The following is a 17,363-nucleotide window of genomic DNA, read 5'->3' as shown; positions in this document are numbered from 1 at the left end:
ACATGGTCGCTATTCGTCGTCAGGCGCGGCCTGGGATGCACTCGCTCTGCTGGAGACCCGGGTGGCCGACCTGTTTCGCGCCGCGAAACGCCCGCTTGACCATGGGACAGGCAACGCGTTGCATAAACCCCGACTGCATTCTTTTCGCCGTGCGCATTCGCACTAGCCCAGAAGGGATGAAAGGCGTGACCCAAGATCTGATCCGGGAAGACAGCGCTGAGTTCAGCGCCGATGCGCTACTCGATGTCTCACCCGAGCACACGCCCTACCGATGGTTCGCCGACCCCGCAGTGTATGAGCTGGAACAAGAACGCATATACAGGGGTCGGACGTGGAATTTCCTCGCTCTGGAGGCGGAGATTCCTAACCCGGGCGACTTCAAGTCCACATTCGTTGGCGACACGCCTGTGGTGGTGACACGCACGAAAAACGGGGATGTAGCTGCGTGGGTTAATCGCTGCGCACACCGAGGTGCGATGGTATGCCGTGAGCTACGCGGCAACACAATGAAATACACCTGCGTGTACCACCAGTGGTCCTACGACCCCGAGGGCTCCTTGCGGGGTGTGCCCTTTCAGCGCGGGATCAACGGCCTTGCAGGTATGCCAAAGTCGTTCGATGCGAAAAAAAATGGGCTGCAGACTCTCAGGGTGGACACCTATAACGGGCTGGTCTTCGGAACCCTGGACGACGCCACACCCACGCTCGTCGAATATCTCGGTCCTCAGATGACTCCATGGCTGGACCGCCTTCTCAGTGGACGCGAACTTGTCTATCTTGGTTGTTCTCGCCAGTTTTCGCGCTCGAACTGGAAGTTATACTTCGAGAACGTCAAAGACCCATATCACGCCAGCCTTCTGCACCTCTTTCACACCACATTCAACATTATGCGGGCCACAATGGATACCCGCGCGATAGCCGACGAGCGCCACGGTCTGCACTCCATCGTCACCACGACCCGGAAGGCTGATCAGGATGATGCATCGGCCTACACCGCTGAGAAGTTGCGGACCTATAACTCAGCGATGAGCCTGCGTGACCCCGAAGTCCTGCGTACGCTCGACGAATTCGAGGAGCCCATCACCAATCATATTCAAACCATCTTCCCGAGTCTCGTGGTGCAGCAGATCCACAACACCCTCGCTTGTCGGCAAGTGCTGCCCAAGGGACCGGACAGCTTCGAACTAATCTTCCACTTCTTCGGTTATGCCGATGATGACGAGGAGCTACGCAACATGCGAGTGCTGCAGGCCAATCTTGTCGGCCCGTCCGGCTTTATCTCTATGGAGGATACTGAGGCCACAGAGTTGGTCCAGCGGGCAGTGGCGGCAACACCTGAGGCGCGGTCATCGATTCTGATGGGCTTGGACAGTAGCGCCGAGGAGACTCGTAGGTCGAGCGTGAGCGAGGGGCTGATCAGGGATTTCTGGGCAGGATACCGGGAGTGGATGTGGCCGGCGAAGTGAGCACTTCCGTGACACCCGATACATTGCCTTCCCAGGAGCCTCTTATCCTCCGGTTGCGAGTTGAAGAGTTTCTGACTGCCTACGAGCGTTGTCTGGATGACGACGAGCTGGAACGCTGGCCTGAGTTGTTCACTGAGGACGCGGTTTACTCGATCCGCACTCGGGAGAACTGGGATGCGGGTCTGCCGATAGCTCTCATGCTTTGCAACGGACGAGGAATGCTGCACGACCGGGTGCGGGCCCACCGAGAGGCGAATATTTACGCTCCGCACGTGTATCGACATTTCCACGGCGGCTTGCAAGTCGAAGTAACTGAAGACGTGCTGGTCGCGACGTCGAATTATCTTGTTGTGCAGACACTTGATGATGGTGAGACACGTATCTATCAGACTGGGCGAAGCATCGATTACTTGATCGACACCGTTGACGGGCTGCTGCTGCAGGAGCGCCGTGTAATCGCCGACACCCACAGAGTTCAGACGCTCCTGGTCACGCCTATCTGAGTGTTACGCCTTCGGTCATCGACCACCGTGCAGGCACTTTTGCGGCGACTCGACTGATATGTAGGGAAGTTTGGCAAATGGCGAGGTGAGGCACCGCCGGAACGCTGGTTCCGGCGGTGCTTGCGTGCTTCGTCGTCAAGTCCGCTGTGGTGGGCGTTTCGTTGGCGACGCGCGGTCAGACTGATATTCGAGGTCATCCGCGTGGCCGCCAACCGCAATCGGGGCGCGGCGTCGGTGCGCGGCCGGCGATCATGGGTTACCGGTCCAGGCCTGCCCGCCGTAGTAGACGATGCCGTGGCGCAACAGCAGCTTGGACAATCGATGACGGGCCCCGATCACCGCGGCAGTCCGCAGTGGCCCGTACCAGATCCGGCACGTTTCCTGGCCCGCCGTCGGAATCGACACCGAGGTGACCTCACATCTAATCCCCACCCTGGTCGAGGGCCGATACAACCCGAACCCGGTCGGACCAGCCTCATAGTAGAGGGTGCGACCACACGACTGCCTTGGGCCGCAATTGACCTGCGGTTATGGTTTTGCATCGGCGTACTCACTTGCTGAGGCCACAACCCTGACCTACCATTGCCGAGTGAGACGGTGGTCACATCGGTGGAGTTATGTCGCCGGAACAACGTGAATGGGGAAACCTGCCTGCGGATGTGAGCACGTTTGTAGGACGGCGCAGGGAACTTACCGAGCTGCGCGAGCGCCTTTCCGCGTCGCGTTTGGTGACGTTGACCGGGCCTGGGGGTGTCGGCAAGACCCGGCTGGCGCTACGGGTCGCCAGCGAGAGCCGAAGGGCATTTCCGGCTGGTGCATGGTTTGTGGACTTGGCATCGCTGGCCGAGCCTGCCGATCTTGCTGAAACTGTCGCCACAGCCATCGGAGCCATCAAGCAGTCGAACCGCCCGGCACTGGCCCAGCTGCGGCACTTTCTGCGGGACCGATCGGCGTTGATCGTGCTGGATAATTGCGAGCATCTTGTCCAGGCTTGCGCTGTCTTGACTGACGACCTACTCCGCGCAGCGCCGCGACTTCGGGTGCTGGCAACGAGCCGGCAGACACTTCGGGTGCATGGGGAGCACGTGTTCGATGTCCTTCCGATGCCGGTACCGCAAGGTGAAGGGCTGGATCTCGACCGACTCGAAGACTACGACTCCGTGGCGCTTCTGCTCGCCAGAGCAACTGATACCAACCCGCGCTTCGCGATCACCGATGAGGACCGCTCCGCCGTAGCGCGCCTCTGCGCACGCCTTGATGGCATTCCCCTGGCGATTGAACTTGCCGCGGCGCGATTACGCGCGCTATCGGTCACCGATGTACTGGCTCGACTGGAGCACCGGTTCGAACTACTGGCCTGCGGTGGCCCCGCCGCCGTGCCACGCCAGCAGACATTGCGTGCGCTGATCGACTGGAGTCACGCGTTGTGCTCGCCTGAACAGCAGACCGCCTGGGCCCGTCTGTCAATATTCGTAGGCAGCTTCGACCTCGCCGCGGCAGAGGCTGTGGCCGGCGGCAGTGGATTGCTCCGCTCCGATATCGCCGACATCGTCGGCGAACTCGTAGATCGATCGATTCTGCTCGCCGAATCGTTCGGCGGCCGAGTTCGCTACCGGCTGCTGGAGACGTTGCGAGAGTACGGTCGGTACCATCTGACGCAGTCCGGAGAAATGACCAAACTAGCTGTCGCACATCGCGATTACTATCTGCGTCGGGTAGAAGTCAACGCAAACGCGTGGTATGGCCCTCGACAGGCAGAATGGCTTGCCGACGCTCGCTCTGATCACGCCAACGTCGCAGCGGCGTTCGAGCACTCTCTAGGAGATGACGGGCAAGCGGACAAAGCGCTTGCCATAGCTGCCGGCCTTCGATGGTTCTGGATTGCCGGTGGGTATCTCACCGAGGGGCGGCGCTGGATTGAGGCAGCGCTGAAGGCGACATCAGAGCCCACCTATGTGCGAACGATGGCGCTTTGCGTGGACGCCTTCCTGGCGCTGCTTCTGGGCGATCCCGGTGAGGCGAATGCGCGTCTGGAGGAGATTGAAGGGCTACCCGACACTGATGGTCCCGGAGAGGTTCGCGGCTATGTCGCTGAGATGCAGGGGATGGCGGCGTTTTTCAGCGGCGACTTGGCCGAAGCTATGGCGTATTTCGAGAACGCTTTGGCCGAATATCAGACTGCTGGGCCGGTATCGGGTGAGGTCTCGGTAAGGTTCCAGCTCGCGTTGACCTACTTGTTCTCCGGGCGAAGTGAGGAAGCCAGAAAACTGTGCGACTCTTCACTGCGCGTCAGCGAACGGACCGGTGCGCGCTGGGTAGCTGCCTACATTCTCTATGACCTCGCCGTCGATCGATGGCTGTGTGGCGACTATAGCTCCGCAATCGACCTCCTCCGTCGCAGCTTCGCGATCGCATACGAGTTTCATGACAACGTGGCGATCGTGCATGTCACCGAACTGCTTGCCTGGATTGCCGCTTCGGATCTGCGTCATCGAGAAGCCGCGGTGCTGCTCGGTGTCGCCCGCGCGATGTGGGAGGGGCTGGGAACAACGATGACTGCGTTCGGCCCTCACCTCGCCGAATGTCACGATCGCGCCGAGCAGAGCGCCCGTGAAGCTCTCGGCGACAGGCGCTTTACCGCCAGCCTCACAGCGGCCATGCACCAAGACACCCAACTGGCGATCACTCGTGCGCTTGGCATCAACGACAACCAGTCCGTTCCTGTGGCTGCCGCCACCTCATCCTTGACCAATCGGGAAGAACAGGTCGCCGAGCTTGTGGCGAAGGGGCTCAGTAACCAGCAGATCAGCGATGAGCTGGTGCTGTCCAGTCGGACGGTGGAAACGCACGTCCAACACATACTCACCAAGCTGGGGATGAACCGCCGCGCGCAGGTTGCGGCTTGGGTTGCCGAACGCCGATCCGCAGAACGCCTCTGACCAATCCATCGGATCCCGCACTGAGTTCGCAGCGATCTCAAGGAAGGCGTAGTTGTTCCGACAGCATCAACTACGCGGAATGTTGCTCGGCGGCCAGATCATTCGCCGTGAACCGGGTGCGTGTCTGAAACATCTGACGGGCCCGCGCCAAGACATCAGGGGCGTTGACGCCCAACGCTGCCGTTGGAGTCGAGTCCCGATAGTAGACGGCTACTATCTGCCAGCGGTCCGTGTCGACGACCAAATCCACGTCGTCATGACCTTCCAGCACCCCGAGGCACCAGATGTCCAGGTCGTATTGTTCAGACCACACATACGGGATGGGATCATGTATGACACTGCCACCCAAGATGTTTCGAGCAGCGATGACGGCCTGGTTCAAGGCATTCGATTCGTGTTCCAGCCGGATGTGTCGTTGCATCGACGGTGACCAGAAACGGGCCGCGTCACCCGCGGCGAAGATGTTCGCCGCCGACGCCTTGGCATACTGATCTACCACGATGCCGTCAGACAACTCCAGCCCGGATGATTCGAGCCATGACACTGTCGGCACCGCACCGATGCCGACCACCACAGCGTCGCATGCCAGCTCGACACCATTGGAGAGGACGACCGATTGGGCTCTTCCTTCTCCGTTGATCCTGGACACCTGCACTCCCAGGTGCAGGTTCACCCCCGCCTCGCGGTGACGTTCTGCCATCAACTGACCCACATCGCGTCCGAGGGCGCGGACCATAAGTCCATCGGTGGCTTCCACGAGATGGATCCGCCGGCCCGAAGCCCGCAGTGTCGAAGCGATCTCACACCCAACGAAGCCGCCGCCAATGATGACGACCTCACTGTCGATTGCAGAAGAGACCTGACCCTTCAACCGGTGGGCGTCGTCGAGAGTTCGGAAATAATGAACGCCGTCCAACTGGGCGCCGGGCACCGGAAGCTTGACGGGTTCTGCTCCAGGCGCCAGTAAGAGTTTCTCATAGGACAAGATTTTCCCTGACCCAAGTCTTACTCGCTGAGTAGCAACATCGAGGTGAACTCCGGGGTCGCCCAGGAGTAGCTTTATGTTCTTGTCCTGGTAGAAGTGCAAGCTGCGCAGGGCGATGTCACTGAGCGATTTCTCGCCCCGCAGCAGGCTTTTGGACAATGGCGGTCGCGAGTACGGCTGGACTGGCTCCGCACTTACGAGCGCGGTGGGATGTTTGCTTCGCGCCAGAAGTTCGACTGCTCGACCGCCGGCTACACCGCCGCCAAGTACGAGGTACTGGAAATGATCATCAACGTTCATCCGGGCGAGCTCCCACCAAGTAGACGTTCCATCTCGTCATAGAAGGCGTCCAGGCAACTCGACCATGACGTCGTCACCGGCGAGGTAGACGGTGTAACTCTTGACCGGAATGACGCATGGAGCTGCCGTGGCCGCACCGGTGCGCAGACAAAACCGCCCGTCGTGCAGCGGGCATTCGATTTCGCAACTCTCTGCGTGGTAGTCGCCCATGTCGAGGTACGCTTCCGCGTGCGTACATATGTTGTCGATGGCGTAGATTCCGTCAGCTCTGTTGACTATCAGAATCTCTTCCTCCTCCACCGTGAAAGCTGTCGGCTCGTCGAATGGGATCTCGCTAGCCGAGGCCACCTTTACGGCACGAGTCCCGACGCGATTACTGGCGGACGTCATACAAATCGCCTTTCATGAAAGAACTTTGGCCGAAGCGCTGGCCAGTGGCACATGCGGATCGGCCTTGACGCATCGGACTCATATCGCGAGAGCAATCGCGCTCATCCCAGTACTCCACTGCGGAATCGGCTCGTAGTACAGCACAGTGCCGCCGGCGTCGCCGGCTACAGCCGAGGTGAAGATCCAGTTTCGGATCTCCAGGCCACCGTTTCCCGCATTTTCCTCGATGAACTCGTTCGACCACTCAGCGGCACTCTTCGCCTGGCCGTTGCACAACAGCTCGAGGAAGTGATTATCGAATTCCTGGTTGATGCGACCCATTTCAGGTCCACCAACCCAGTGCGACAAGCCACCACATCCGATGACGGCGACCCGTTCACCTCGCGAGGCAATGTAATTCGCCAAGACCTGACCGAGTCGATGGCATCGCCGAGGACTTGCGGTTGCCTCGGCAACCATGGTGCCGATAATTATCGGCACGACTGGCACATCGATATCGGGAAGGGCCATTAATAGGGGTATCGACGTGCCATGATCGGCGCGAAAAATGTCCAGCGCCGCAATGTCGAATTCGTGGTCCGAGGCGTAACGAACGAACCCCTTTGCGAACTCTGGGGCCGCCGCTACCACCACTTTGGGTACATCCATGTCACCGAAAGTGGTGAAAGTCTCGCCCGTGCAGACAACGAAAGGAGGCTGCGGACCATGCGGAGGCAGCGTCGGCCCATGCTCGGACGAGACCAGCACGACGATGTCGGGCTTGGCAGCGCGGATGCGGCGGCCGATCTCGCGGAAGCCGTCAACAACCGCCCGCGCTTGGGACTCGACCCCGTTGCTGGGAAACATGACATGCGATGTGGCGAACGCTGCGACTAAGGTACCCATAACGTCACTGATCTTCCAAGTCCTGTGCATAGTCGGCGAAGTACTCGCCGGCGCTCATCGCCCGCGCCATGTCCGGATTTCGCATCACCGATCCCCACATCGCCAGCATTGGATGGACGCCATGCTCCGCCAGCTTGCTCGGAGTTGGCATCTCGAGAGCATTCCGCTCCTCCCCGGTCAGGTCGAAGGTCGCCACGAATGCGGGTTCCAGCCGGTGCACTGCCTCCCACGACTGGGGATTCCGCAGGCCCTCCTCGAACATTCGGTCCAATTCCTGCGAACTCAACTTGAAACCTGCTCTCTGATGAACCGTGTCGTAATTTCGGAGAATTCGATCGGATGCTCGATCATCGCCCAGTGCCCGCATTCAGGAATGGAGTACAGCGAGGAGTTCTTGATGAGCCGATGAAACTGTACCGACTGGTCCAAAGGGACCACCGCGTCTTCGCGGCCCGAGACGACTAGGGTCGGAACGCCAACGCCGGCAATCTCGCGTTCGTCGAAGTGCAGACCGCCGGCATCTCTGATCCAGTCCATCGCCGCGTTATACCCGCTCATCACCTTTTCGTTCAGAGTGAGGCGGTAGCGGTATTGGACCATCTCTGCAGAGGGAGCGAAGTTTTTGTTCGTCAGCACGTCGACGATCCGGCGCATCCCGTCTTGATCGGGTTCACGGTAGTTGAGGATTGTCTGCAACTCTGGCGAGAAGTGATAATTCAGGCCAGCCGAGCCCATTAAGGTCAATGTGTGCACGCGCTCGGGATGACGCATCGCCAGCCCCAACGCAGTGGCGCCCCCCATGGAATTACCGACCACGCTCGCCTTGGCAATTCCTTTGGCATCCAGAAATGCTCGGAGATGCTCGATACGCGCACTTTGGGAATAGACAAAGTCTTCCTGATCCACCACGGTCGTGCCGTAGCCGATCATGTCGTAGGCGATTACCCGGAAGTTGCCGCTGAAGGCCTTCCAGCAGTCCGCCCAGTTACCCCAGGCGTCAGCACCCGCGCCGCCGCCGTGAATCAGCACCACCGGATGACCGCCGCCACCGAATTCTTCCCAGTAGTGCGTCGGTACGCCATCCACGTCGATGAATTGCTCCGTTGCGGTAGCCATCGCTGTCACTGCAGTACTCCCCTCGCATGCTCATTCGCCAGTTGGCGCCATCGGACGATCGACACGTCTGGCGGGAACAGGCACTCTTCCTCCCAGCCTTTGCCGCTGCCATAGAACTCCTGCTGGCACTCGCGGGCCCACACATCGTCATCATTGAATCCGTGCAATGCCAGGTCTTTCCACGTTTCATCGAACTCTCGCCGGAATTCCTCGATGTCTTCCGGCGAATTGACGGTGCGCTGCAGCACTTGGAAGTACTCGTGCTCGGTCTCGTTAACTGCCACGTAGAATTCGTACTGGGTGAGCGTCGGGTCAGGGAACGGATAGACTTTCAGCACACCCGGGAGCCAAATACTGACCTTCGCGGCAACCAGTTTCGCATCCTCAGGAGGAACGTACTCGAGTACCTTCTCTCCGTCGAGTTCAGCGTGGAAAACCGGTACGTAATTCTGGTCGAAATGGTCGATCACACCTTTTGGCCAGTCGGCGGTATTGACGACCTCAACAGCTTCCCGGCCCGCCGGGACAAGACCATACGGGATCGCGAGCTTATTCTTCTCGATGAGCGGTGAATTTCGGTGCATGAAGATATGGGTGGAATCGAACCCGTTTTCCGCCCCCAGCCTCCAGTTCGATTGAACACGGCGACGTATACCAAGGGCATAGGTATCCGGGTCCAGAAAACCGGGAGGCAGATCGTTCTGCAGCGGGTGGGCCTCACCGTCGCCCACGAATACGAAAATTAACCCCTTGGCTTCCTCGGTTGCGAATACCGGAATATTCACTTGCCCGATCACGGGCGACCCGGGAGAGGTGAGAACATCGACGAGCTCACCATCCTGGAGGCTATAGGTCCATCCGTGATACCAGCAGCTGATCGTGCCCTTTTTGAAGCACAGCGGTTGAGCGGAAAACCGCACACCCCTGTGCGCGCACCGATCTGCGATCGCGCGGACGTGCCCGTCCGTACGTGTCAGCAAGATGCTCTTCCCGAGCAACGTCACCGGGACAAAACTGCCCTCGGTCACCTCGTCGGAAAATGCTGCCGGATGCCAGTGCTCGGGAAAACCTAGAGTAGCATCTACATACCTGGGCCACTTCGTGTTCGATTTGGTCGCCATACTGGGTTCGCTGACTGCGGCCAAGGTCGAATCGGGCGGTGTCATCGCACCCCTCCTATCAGTGGCTGAAAGGTTGGCCGAGCTGTTCAGGTCCGGATTCGGCCAGAGCTGACAACGTCGCCCGGCCGGTCCCGCGATCGGCCGGTGGTGCAACTATCACTGGTCGTGTTGTACGGATCAAGGCAGCATTTCGGTAAGCGAAACGGCCTACGTCGGCCTCGCGGGGGGAACGAGGCAGGGGTTTTCGGTCGGGAACAAATTATCGAAAGGCGGCGACTCAGCAATCGAGCTACTTCGACCTCATCGAGCCTGTAACTCAATTTCTCGACTGACGGTGTCTTTGGGTTCTAGTAGTCATTCGTAGCTGGACCGCGGGGTCGCGACGTCGATCTGCTCGGGTTCGAGCATCGGATGGTTTCGAACTCCGTGATCAGCCGGCGGTCATCGACCCTCTCGATAGTCACGTGCACGCTGAATGCGGCCGCTGCGGTCGGCGACCATCGCGATCAACGGGACCCGGCAGACCTTCCCACCCGAGATCGGCACCGACACCCAGGCCCTGCTCGACCGGACTTCAAGGTCCTGAACCCACGCACTAACGAAATGAGCCAACTCGGGGTTCACCTGCGCTCATCCAGCCATCACCGCGGCACCGGCCTTCTCCTGACGGCCCTGAACCGCCTACAACCAGGCTGACACCGGGAACCAATCCGAACCCGACCACGCCGGGACGAAGCCCCGGCGAAAGATCGAGACTAACGGTCATTTGCGGGAACCCGCGGCCGGGCAGACGGTGATCGGCAATGAGGCGAGAGCATGGATGGTGTTGTTCAGCGCGGGTTGGGCTTCGCCGGCTTCGAACCGTGTCACACGTTTGGCGAGCGACTCGAGTAACGCGTGGCCTTCCAGGCGCGCCAGTCCCTGGCCCGCACATCCGTGGACGCCGAATCCGAAGCCGAGCATCTCGGTGGCATCTCGTGTGACGTCGAAGTCGTTCGGGCGCTCCCATTTTCGTTCGTCGCGGTTGGCAGAGGCGAACATAACCAGTACCCGGGTCCCGGCTGACAGCGGAATTCCGCATAGCTCTGTATCGACGGTGACCTCGCGGGTGAAATGAGTGACCGGGCTTGTGAGCCGCACGATCTCGTTGAAAGCCGAGGGGATAAGCGACGTGTCGGCGCGCACCAGGTCCCACTGTTCTGGGTGTCGGGCGAACAGCTGGACCGCGCTACTCAGGGCGCTGATCGTAGTGTCGAGCGACGGTGTCATGTAATCGAGCAGAAACATGGGGCATTGCTCGATCGGCAGCTCGCCGCGGTGGGCGGCGGCCAACAGGTCGTCGACGATGCTGCCGGGAAGCACGTCGCCGGAGTCGACAATCTGGTGCGCAAATTCGTTGAGTGCGGCGAACAGCGGCATGGCCTCGGCGGAGCGGTCGTTGGGAGGTCCGAACAAGTTGAATGTCGCCGCAGCCCAAGGCAGCAGATTCTCCCGTTGTTTGCGCGGCCAGCCGATGAGATCGGGCACGATCGATGTGGGCAACGCGACCGCGAGGTCCTGAACGGCGTCGAACGATCCTCGTTCGACCAATTCGTCGACCAACGCGTCGGCGGCAACTTGCATTGCTTCGGCGAGCGGGCGCAGGTAGCGCGGGGTCAGCCGCTTCATCAGTACTGCCCGCAGTTGACGGTGTTGCTCACCGTCGGTCATGAGGACCGTCGAACCGGCGGCGAACTCGTTGAGCATCGGGTTGAGCGTGACGCCGCGTCCGGAGGCGAAGGTCTTCGGGTCTGCCAGTGCGGCGCGAACTTCCGCATAACGCGGCAGCGCCACGGCGTCTTCATGTTTGGCCAACCGAACTGCCGGACCAATGTCTCGCAATGCTCGGAAGGTGTCCCATGGATCGGCCAACACTTCATCGGAATACAGATCGTGTGGCCAAGAGGGCAGCTCGATATTGGAATTTGTCGTTTGTGTTGTCATGTCGGACTCCTGAGGTTCACATCGAACGGGGTGGTTGTGCGGCATGCGCCTGTTCGCGTTCTCATCGCGGTTGGCACGCGCGTTTTCCAGAGCAACTCAGTGCAACTAGTGGGTTGTCTGATCGAAACGATAGTGATCGACCCCCTCTCTGCCGAGTCTGTCGACGAGGGTGGACGACACTGTTGGCGGCGGTCATAGCGCGCGAGGCAACTGTAGTGCAGACACGGCTCTTGCGCACGCGACGCCGAACTTTTTGCGAGCGTCAACTGGGTTATCTCGTCAAGGAATTCGACCTCCCGCAGTTTTCTTGAAGGACAAACACGGTCGGCGGCTCATTGCGTCAACGCTTCGGTATCGACGGTACGGTCGGTGACGACGAACGTCATTGGGAATTCGCCTGCGGTGAGACGTGTGCTGCGTCCCCTGTGATCAGTACCCGGGTCGACCCGCCGACGCAGGGCGTGCAGTGCGCGGTACCCATAGATGTTGTGGTGCAGGGATTTCCACGTACTCAGTCGTAACACCGCACGACTCCGATCAAGCTAGAATGGTGTTGTGATGGAGACTACTGCGTAGAGGGGAAGTGTCAAGAGTCTCGATCTACTGACACTTCTCGTCGAAGGCCGGTGTGCTCAACGCGGTGAATGAACGTGGCGCAGTACAGTTCTTTGACCGACGGCACTGCCCGATAGCCCCGTCCGCTTCCCGGCTCGAGCGGTTCAATTGGGTCTTCGACAGAGCCGCATCGACAAGCATCCGCAGTTTCTCAGGTTGCTGATCCTGTTGGTGCTCAGCGCTCCCGACCGAGAAATAGACGACTCGATCATGCGGCTGCGCAACGACGGACGGGTGCGGCTGCGCGATCTAATTGCGTACGCCTACGCCGACCTCGGCAACAAGAAAACTTGGAGAAGAATTGTGTGGTTTTGCGCTCGCGGCGTTCGACGGCGCGTTTCTTGCGGCACAGACTAGTTCGGGAGATGTGTACAAGATCTTGCACCGACTTTCTATGGCGTTGCTTGATCAAGGCGATCGGATCGCCGCCGACCTAGCCCCCGAAGGTCCCAGTCGCGAACGAATCTATTCGGCGGCAGCCGACCCTGCGCGTACGGGCTGATCAAAGTGGGGAAGTCGCGCTCGGGAAGGCGATTACCGCACCATGACCTCCTCAGCGAGCCGTTTGGGTGGTGACTGCGGCACTGTGCGTCGAGAGCCTCTTCGAGGCGCGCGTGTACGGCATCCGCAACATTCCTGACGAGCAACGTGATTCGGTAAAGATGGACAGTGAACAATGTGCTCACCGCGTAGCTGCGTGCGACGGTCCGGGATTGTGATCTACCGACCTTCGACCCCGCTGCCCTGGACGAGCCCGGCGCTCTTGTCGCCCCGTTGCCGGAGCCCTCGCGCGGCGCAACATCAGAGGTGGTGGGCACCGCCGCGCACCGGGTTCGTCTCGGCCCGTTGGCGCGGCCGCCTGGAGACCGCGGCCGCAGATTACAGCGCGATGTCTTACCGGCACTACTGGGAGCTGAGTCATGCGTGCTCCTGGCCCTGTGCGGATGGGTTGGGCACCGAGGACATGCTCGTGCCGGGCTCACGGTGTTACCGCGAGCCGGCCGTGCACCAGGTCGATGACGGAGGCACGCAGTTCTGCGCTCTCCTGCTCGAACAGGTCGGGGTCGAAGCCGTTCAGCATGGGTGCGTCGTGCCATGCCGGACGGTTGCCGAAGAGGAAGGGCAGGTCGAAGCAATGACCACTACCCACCCCAGCGAGCGGGCTCGGTACTGTGAACTGCCGTAGTTGGGTGCGGATGCGCCGGGCCGACGCGGCCTCGGCCAGCCTTCTCGCATGGTTCCCGAACAACTCCGCACTCGTGGCCTCGACCAGTGCGAGATAAGGATCGGGGTTCGACGCCGTCCCGGTGGGCAGCTGCCGCAACTGTTCGGGTGTGACGTGTCGCTCCGGTGCGGCGAAAAAGAACGAGCCGGTCTCGTCGCGGGTCACGGTCACCAGTACGTCGGTGACGCGGAGTTCCGCGGCGACCGCGTGGGGGTCGGCCAGCCAGGAGGGAACCGCGCCGTCGATAGTGGGCATCAGGCCGACCGTAACTTCTCCAAACACCTTGCGGCGCAGGATCGCCTGCTGGTGACTCGCGAGCAGCTGCGCCATCGGGGCGGTCTCCGGCGACGCCCCATCCAGGCCGGCGATGACCTCGGCGCTCAGTTCCTCAGTGACGTCTCGTGGTGCTGGGGCAATGCCCGGGCTACTCATGAGCAGCAGTCGCTTGAACCCGTCTCGGGAGGTCGGCAGCACCCCGAGCAGTGTGCTGTAGAAGCCGCCCGCCGACTGTCCGCCCAAGGTGATCTCATCGGGGTCGCCGCCGAACGATTCGACGTTTGCCCGAATCCACCGCAACGCCTCTTGCAGGTCTCCTACTGCGCGGTTGGGGTTGTCATTGGAAGCGGAGACCAGATCCGCCTGCGGCCCGAGCCGGTAGTTGACGGTGATGACGATCATGTCGCCATCGCGGGCCAGTCGATGACCGTCGTACCAGCGGACTCCACTACCACCTGTGACGAAAGCACCCCCGTGCAGGAACACCAGCACCGGCAGCCCAGATCGTCCCACCGGTGCCCAGATCTGCAAGAGGAAAGCATCCTCGGACTGGGGGTGTTCCTCGAGTGCGCGACCCATCACTGCGCCCAGACGGCCCGGCAGCTGGGGAAACACCGCTGTCAATTGACGACGGTCTTGGACGGAGTCTCTAGTGGCCGGTGCGACGGGGTCGAACCGGCCACCCCCGGCCAACCTGCCATAGCGGACCCCACGAAACCGGGCCACGCCGTCGATAACCTCACCCTCGACGACACCGCTTGTGGTGCTCAGCTGCATGGTCTTGTCCTCCTATCGGATCCCAGCGATCTCACGGCGATCTGCCCCGGCCAGTGCTCACCGCACAGCGGTGCCAGCGGCGCCAGCGGTCCCGCTCGCGGCTCAGCCTTCCTCTTCCGGCCCGTCGTCGCGCCAGGCGCCCACGGCGGACGCTGACGCATGGGCGCGGCGGCCAGGCTCGGCAGCAGGCGCGCTTGGCGGAAGACGCGGGGAACCACGCAGGGACTCCATGAGATCTCACCTCCGCGATCGATGTGTCAGCGCCTCAAACGCTGTAACAATCTATCCGGAAAATGTGCAACATGCTAGCGTGCTAATGCATTGTTGGCACAACCTTGATCTCTTGAGGAGATAGAATGGCGAGCTTCGACGTGGCGGCGTCCCGGTTCAATGTGGTCGAGGAGGGGCTGATCAAAGCGGCCCGTGATCTGCGTCCGAAGCTGACCGAGCGCGCTCTGCTGGCAGAACGGGACCGTCGCTTGCCGCAGGAGACGATCGATGACCTTCATGAGTCCGGCCTGTTGCGGGGCGTGCGGCCACGGCGAGTCGGTGGCTACGGGATCAGTTGTGAGGCTCAGATCGAGATCGCCGCCGAGCTTGCCAAGGGATGCGGCTCCACGGCCTGGGTTTTCACGCTTTTGGGCGGTGTGAGCGCGTTCCCGTCGGTGCTGATCGGGGAAGAGGGGCAGGCCGAGGTTTACGAGGTGGCCGGTGATCGGACGCTTGTGTGCGGCGTCATCACGCCGGGCGGCACGGCGACGCCGTGTGAGGGGGGTTACGTCGTGAGCGGCGAGTGGGGCTTCGCGAGTGGATGCTTGCATGCCGACGTGATGGCGGCAACTGTGATGGTGCTCGACGCGGACGGCCAGCCCACGGAGCCTGCGACGGCGTTTTTTCCCCTGTCGGAGGCGTCGATCAAGGACACCTGGCATGTCGCCGGTATGCGCGGCACCGGCAGCAACACGGTCATCGCCAAGGACGTGTTCGTTCCGGCGCAGCGGCTCGGGCTGATGTCCACGCGTTTCGCGACAGAGCAGGAACTGCGGCCCGAGGCCGAGCCGATCGAGCGCTGGCCCCTCGCCCCGTTCCTCAGCCTCGGCCTGATCGGACCCAGCCTCGGCGCAGCCGAGGCGGTCCTGGAGCTGGTCTCGGGCGGCGTCCACAAGCGTGGGGTCACGTACTTCGATTTCGAGCGCCAGGCTGACTCGGCCGTGGTTCTCGAGCGCATCGGTGAGGCCTCGATGCGGATTGAGAGCGCCTGGCTGCATGTGCGCCGCGCGGCCCGCGAGCTGGATGAGCTGACCAAGGTGGAAGTGCTCGACTTCAAGACGCGCGCGAGGATTCGCGCCGATGCCGCTATCGCGGGCATCGACATGCGCTCGGCTGTGGACGCACTGGTGTCGGTCGCGGGCGCATCGGGTTTCGCGGAGGCGAATCCGATCCAGCGCCATTGGCGTGACCTCAATGCCGGGAGCAGGCACGCGTTCTCCAACACGAACGCGGTGCTCGAGATGTATGGGCGGGCCTTCTGCGGCGTCGAGCCGAACATCACGTCCTGGATCTAGGTGTGTGATCCGGACAGGTCGGTAACGTGGTCGACAAGTGCAACGCCGCGGATTCCGGTACGGGGCCGGTGGAAGTTGTACCCGTCGAGCCAGTCCCCGAACCCAGCCCAACCGTCGGAGTGTTCTAGCATTCCAGTGTGGTTAGAGTGTGGTGGCGATGGCGTTGAGTCGAAGCGAGCGCGCGTACGAGTTGCTGCGCGGTGATCTGCTGGACAACCGTTGGGTGGATGGCACGGTGCTGTCGGCGTATGCGCTTGCTGAGGAGTTGGCGATGAGCCGCACGCCGGTGAGTGTTGCGCTCAAGCGGCTCGAACGCGATGGGCTGGTGGAGATCGTCCCGCAGGTCGGTTGCCGTGTCGTGGGGCGCACGGCGGAGTCGGTGGTCGAGGCACTGCGGATCCGTGCGGCGCTGGAGGGGCTTGCCGCGGAGTCGGCTGCCGAATGCGTTACCGAGCAGCAGGTGCGGGGGTTGCGTGCGTTGCTGCTCGACTCCGAGCGGGCGGCGCGTGACTCCGATGAAGCTGGGTGCGAGGAGGCCGACCGCGCTTTTCACGAGGCGCTGGTGCGGATCGCCGGCCAGCCACAGCTCGAGCGGCTGATTCGCGATGTGTGGCTGCTCAACGACCATCACCTCGGCCAGCTGCGCAGGCGCTTCGTCGCTGCGCGGGTCTGCGCTTCGCTCGACGAGCACCGCCGGATCGTCGAAACACTCGAGGCGCACGAGCCCGCGGCCGCGCGGCTGGCCGCCGAGGGACACCTGCGTGCCGCCGCCGCTGATTTCGAGCGTCTGTTCCGCTCAGAACAGGCGCAAGCGCAGGCGCAGGACCGGGCCGTCGCCGGCCTCTGAGGCGCCGCTGCCCGGATGTTTCTCGTAGAATCGTTGCGCCTGAACGTTGCCGTGCTAGACGCCCAGCAGGATGTGTGAGCGTCCTTGGGGCCCGCGCGTCGGTGAGCGCGCGTTCCATCAGCACGAGACCCCGCCCGTCCCGTGGGTTGCGCCGTCGGCGGGTGCGAACCGGTCGGAAACGACGCTGTAGTTGGGCTCAGCGATGCCGAACCTGCGTGCATCTCGAACTCCCACCCTTGCGGCCCGCCGGTTGCCGGCCGGCCGCAGGGTGGAACTCCACGCTGAACCGCTTACGTGTCCTCGATGGTCAGCCTCGGTCGCTGTTGGTGTGCCTCGAAGAGGGCCCGTGCTGCCGCGTAAGGCACCGTGG

Annotated in this window: 13 protein-coding genes and 2 pseudogenes; 5 read left to right on the top strand and 10 right to left on the bottom strand. The window is 61.8% G+C overall.

Translation table 11 applies throughout. The features are described 5' to 3' along the window. Positions 1–185: 185 nt before the first annotated feature. Positions 186–1,466 (top strand): Rieske 2Fe-2S domain-containing protein, encoded by a 1,281-nt coding sequence (locus ACT86A_RS08465; protein ID WP_445091456.1) that lies wholly within the window; start codon positions 186–188, stop codon positions 1,464–1,466. Beyond that, positions 1,445–1,969, top strand: a complete 525-nt coding sequence (locus tag ACT86A_RS08460; protein WP_445091455.1) for an aromatic-ring-hydroxylating dioxygenase subunit beta — start codon at positions 1,445–1,447, stop codon at positions 1,967–1,969. Before ACT86A_RS08465 ends, ACT86A_RS08460 begins: the two co-directional genes overlap by 22 nt. Before the next feature lie 158 nt (positions 1,970–2,127). Here the strand turns inward: ACT86A_RS08460 and ACT86A_RS08455 are convergent. Continuing rightward, positions 2,128–2,449 (bottom strand): annotated as a pseudogene (locus tag ACT86A_RS08455) (IS110 family RNA-guided transposase); the annotation flags it as partial. A 137-nt stretch (positions 2,450–2,586) separates the two neighbouring features. On the opposite strand from ACT86A_RS08455, the gene ACT86A_RS08450 reads away from it, so the two are divergent. Further along, a complete protein-coding gene (locus ACT86A_RS08450) occupies positions 2,587–4,908 on the top strand; it encodes an ATP-binding protein (RefSeq protein WP_445091454.1) in 2,322 nt (773 codons plus the stop codon). Between the two features lie 70 nt (positions 4,909–4,978). On the opposite strand, the gene ACT86A_RS08445 is transcribed toward ACT86A_RS08450, so the two are convergent. The 9 genes and pseudogenes from ACT86A_RS08445 to ACT86A_RS08405 all read right to left on the bottom strand — a co-directional run bounded on the left by ACT86A_RS08445 (position 4,979) and on the right by ACT86A_RS08405 (position 14,581). Further along, positions 4,979–6,193: an NAD(P)/FAD-dependent oxidoreductase gene (locus tag ACT86A_RS08445; protein ID WP_445091453.1), complete on the bottom strand. Its 1,215-nt coding sequence runs from the start codon at positions 6,191–6,193 to the stop codon at positions 4,979–4,981. 36 nt (positions 6,194–6,229) lie between these two features. After that, positions 6,230–6,583 (bottom strand): non-heme iron oxygenase ferredoxin subunit, encoded by a 354-nt coding sequence (locus ACT86A_RS08440; RefSeq protein ID WP_445091452.1) that lies wholly within the window; start codon positions 6,581–6,583, stop codon positions 6,230–6,232. A gap of 78 nt (positions 6,584–6,661) precedes the next feature. Next, positions 6,662–7,468, bottom strand: coding sequence for a DODA-type extradiol aromatic ring-opening family dioxygenase (locus tag ACT86A_RS08435; protein ID WP_445091451.1), 807 nt, complete (start codon positions 7,466–7,468; stop codon positions 6,662–6,664). Between the two features lie 4 nt (positions 7,469–7,472). Continuing rightward, complete coding sequence (locus ACT86A_RS08430; protein WP_445091450.1) at positions 7,473–7,754, bottom strand: hypothetical protein; 282 nt, start codon at positions 7,752–7,754, stop codon at positions 7,473–7,475. After that, positions 7,751–8,584, bottom strand: a complete 834-nt coding sequence (locus ACT86A_RS08425; RefSeq protein WP_445091621.1) for an alpha/beta fold hydrolase — start codon at positions 8,582–8,584, stop codon at positions 7,751–7,753. The genes ACT86A_RS08430 and ACT86A_RS08425 overlap by 4 nt, the downstream gene beginning before the upstream one ends. 5 nt (positions 8,585–8,589) lie before the next feature. Further along, positions 8,590–9,750 (bottom strand): Rieske 2Fe-2S domain-containing protein, encoded by a 1,161-nt coding sequence (locus tag ACT86A_RS08420; RefSeq protein WP_445091449.1) that lies wholly within the window; start codon positions 9,748–9,750, stop codon positions 8,590–8,592. A 717-nt stretch (positions 9,751–10,467) separates the two neighbouring features. Beyond that, complete coding sequence (locus tag ACT86A_RS08415) at positions 10,468–11,688, bottom strand: cytochrome P450 (protein ID WP_445091448.1); 1,221 nt, start codon at positions 11,686–11,688, stop codon at positions 10,468–10,470. Between the two features lie 1,067 nt (positions 11,689–12,755). Then, a pseudogene (locus ACT86A_RS08410) lies at positions 12,756–12,866 on the bottom strand (S-(hydroxymethyl)mycothiol dehydrogenase); the annotation flags it as partial. A gap of 416 nt (positions 12,867–13,282) precedes the next feature. Then, positions 13,283–14,581: a carboxylesterase family protein gene (locus ACT86A_RS08405; RefSeq protein ID WP_445091447.1), complete on the bottom strand. Its 1,299-nt coding sequence runs from the start codon at positions 14,579–14,581 to the stop codon at positions 13,283–13,285. A 392-nt stretch (positions 14,582–14,973) separates the two neighbouring features. Between ACT86A_RS08405 and ACT86A_RS08400 the strand changes: the two genes are divergently transcribed. After that, the gene (locus ACT86A_RS08400; RefSeq protein ID WP_445091446.1) at positions 14,974–16,146 is read left to right on the top strand and encodes an acyl-CoA dehydrogenase family protein; all 1,173 of its coding nucleotides are present in this window, start codon (positions 14,974–14,976) and stop codon (positions 16,144–16,146) included. Between the two features lie 157 nt (positions 16,147–16,303). Beyond that, positions 16,304–16,993: a GntR family transcriptional regulator gene (locus ACT86A_RS08395; RefSeq protein WP_445091445.1), complete on the top strand. Its 690-nt coding sequence runs from the start codon at positions 16,304–16,306 to the stop codon at positions 16,991–16,993. Positions 16,994–17,363 lie beyond the last annotated feature (370 nt).

This window comes from Nocardia glycosmidis (assembly GCF_052545115.1).
Note: the sequence above shows the minus strand (reverse complement) of the source record. Positions and strands in the feature narration are given on the sequence as shown.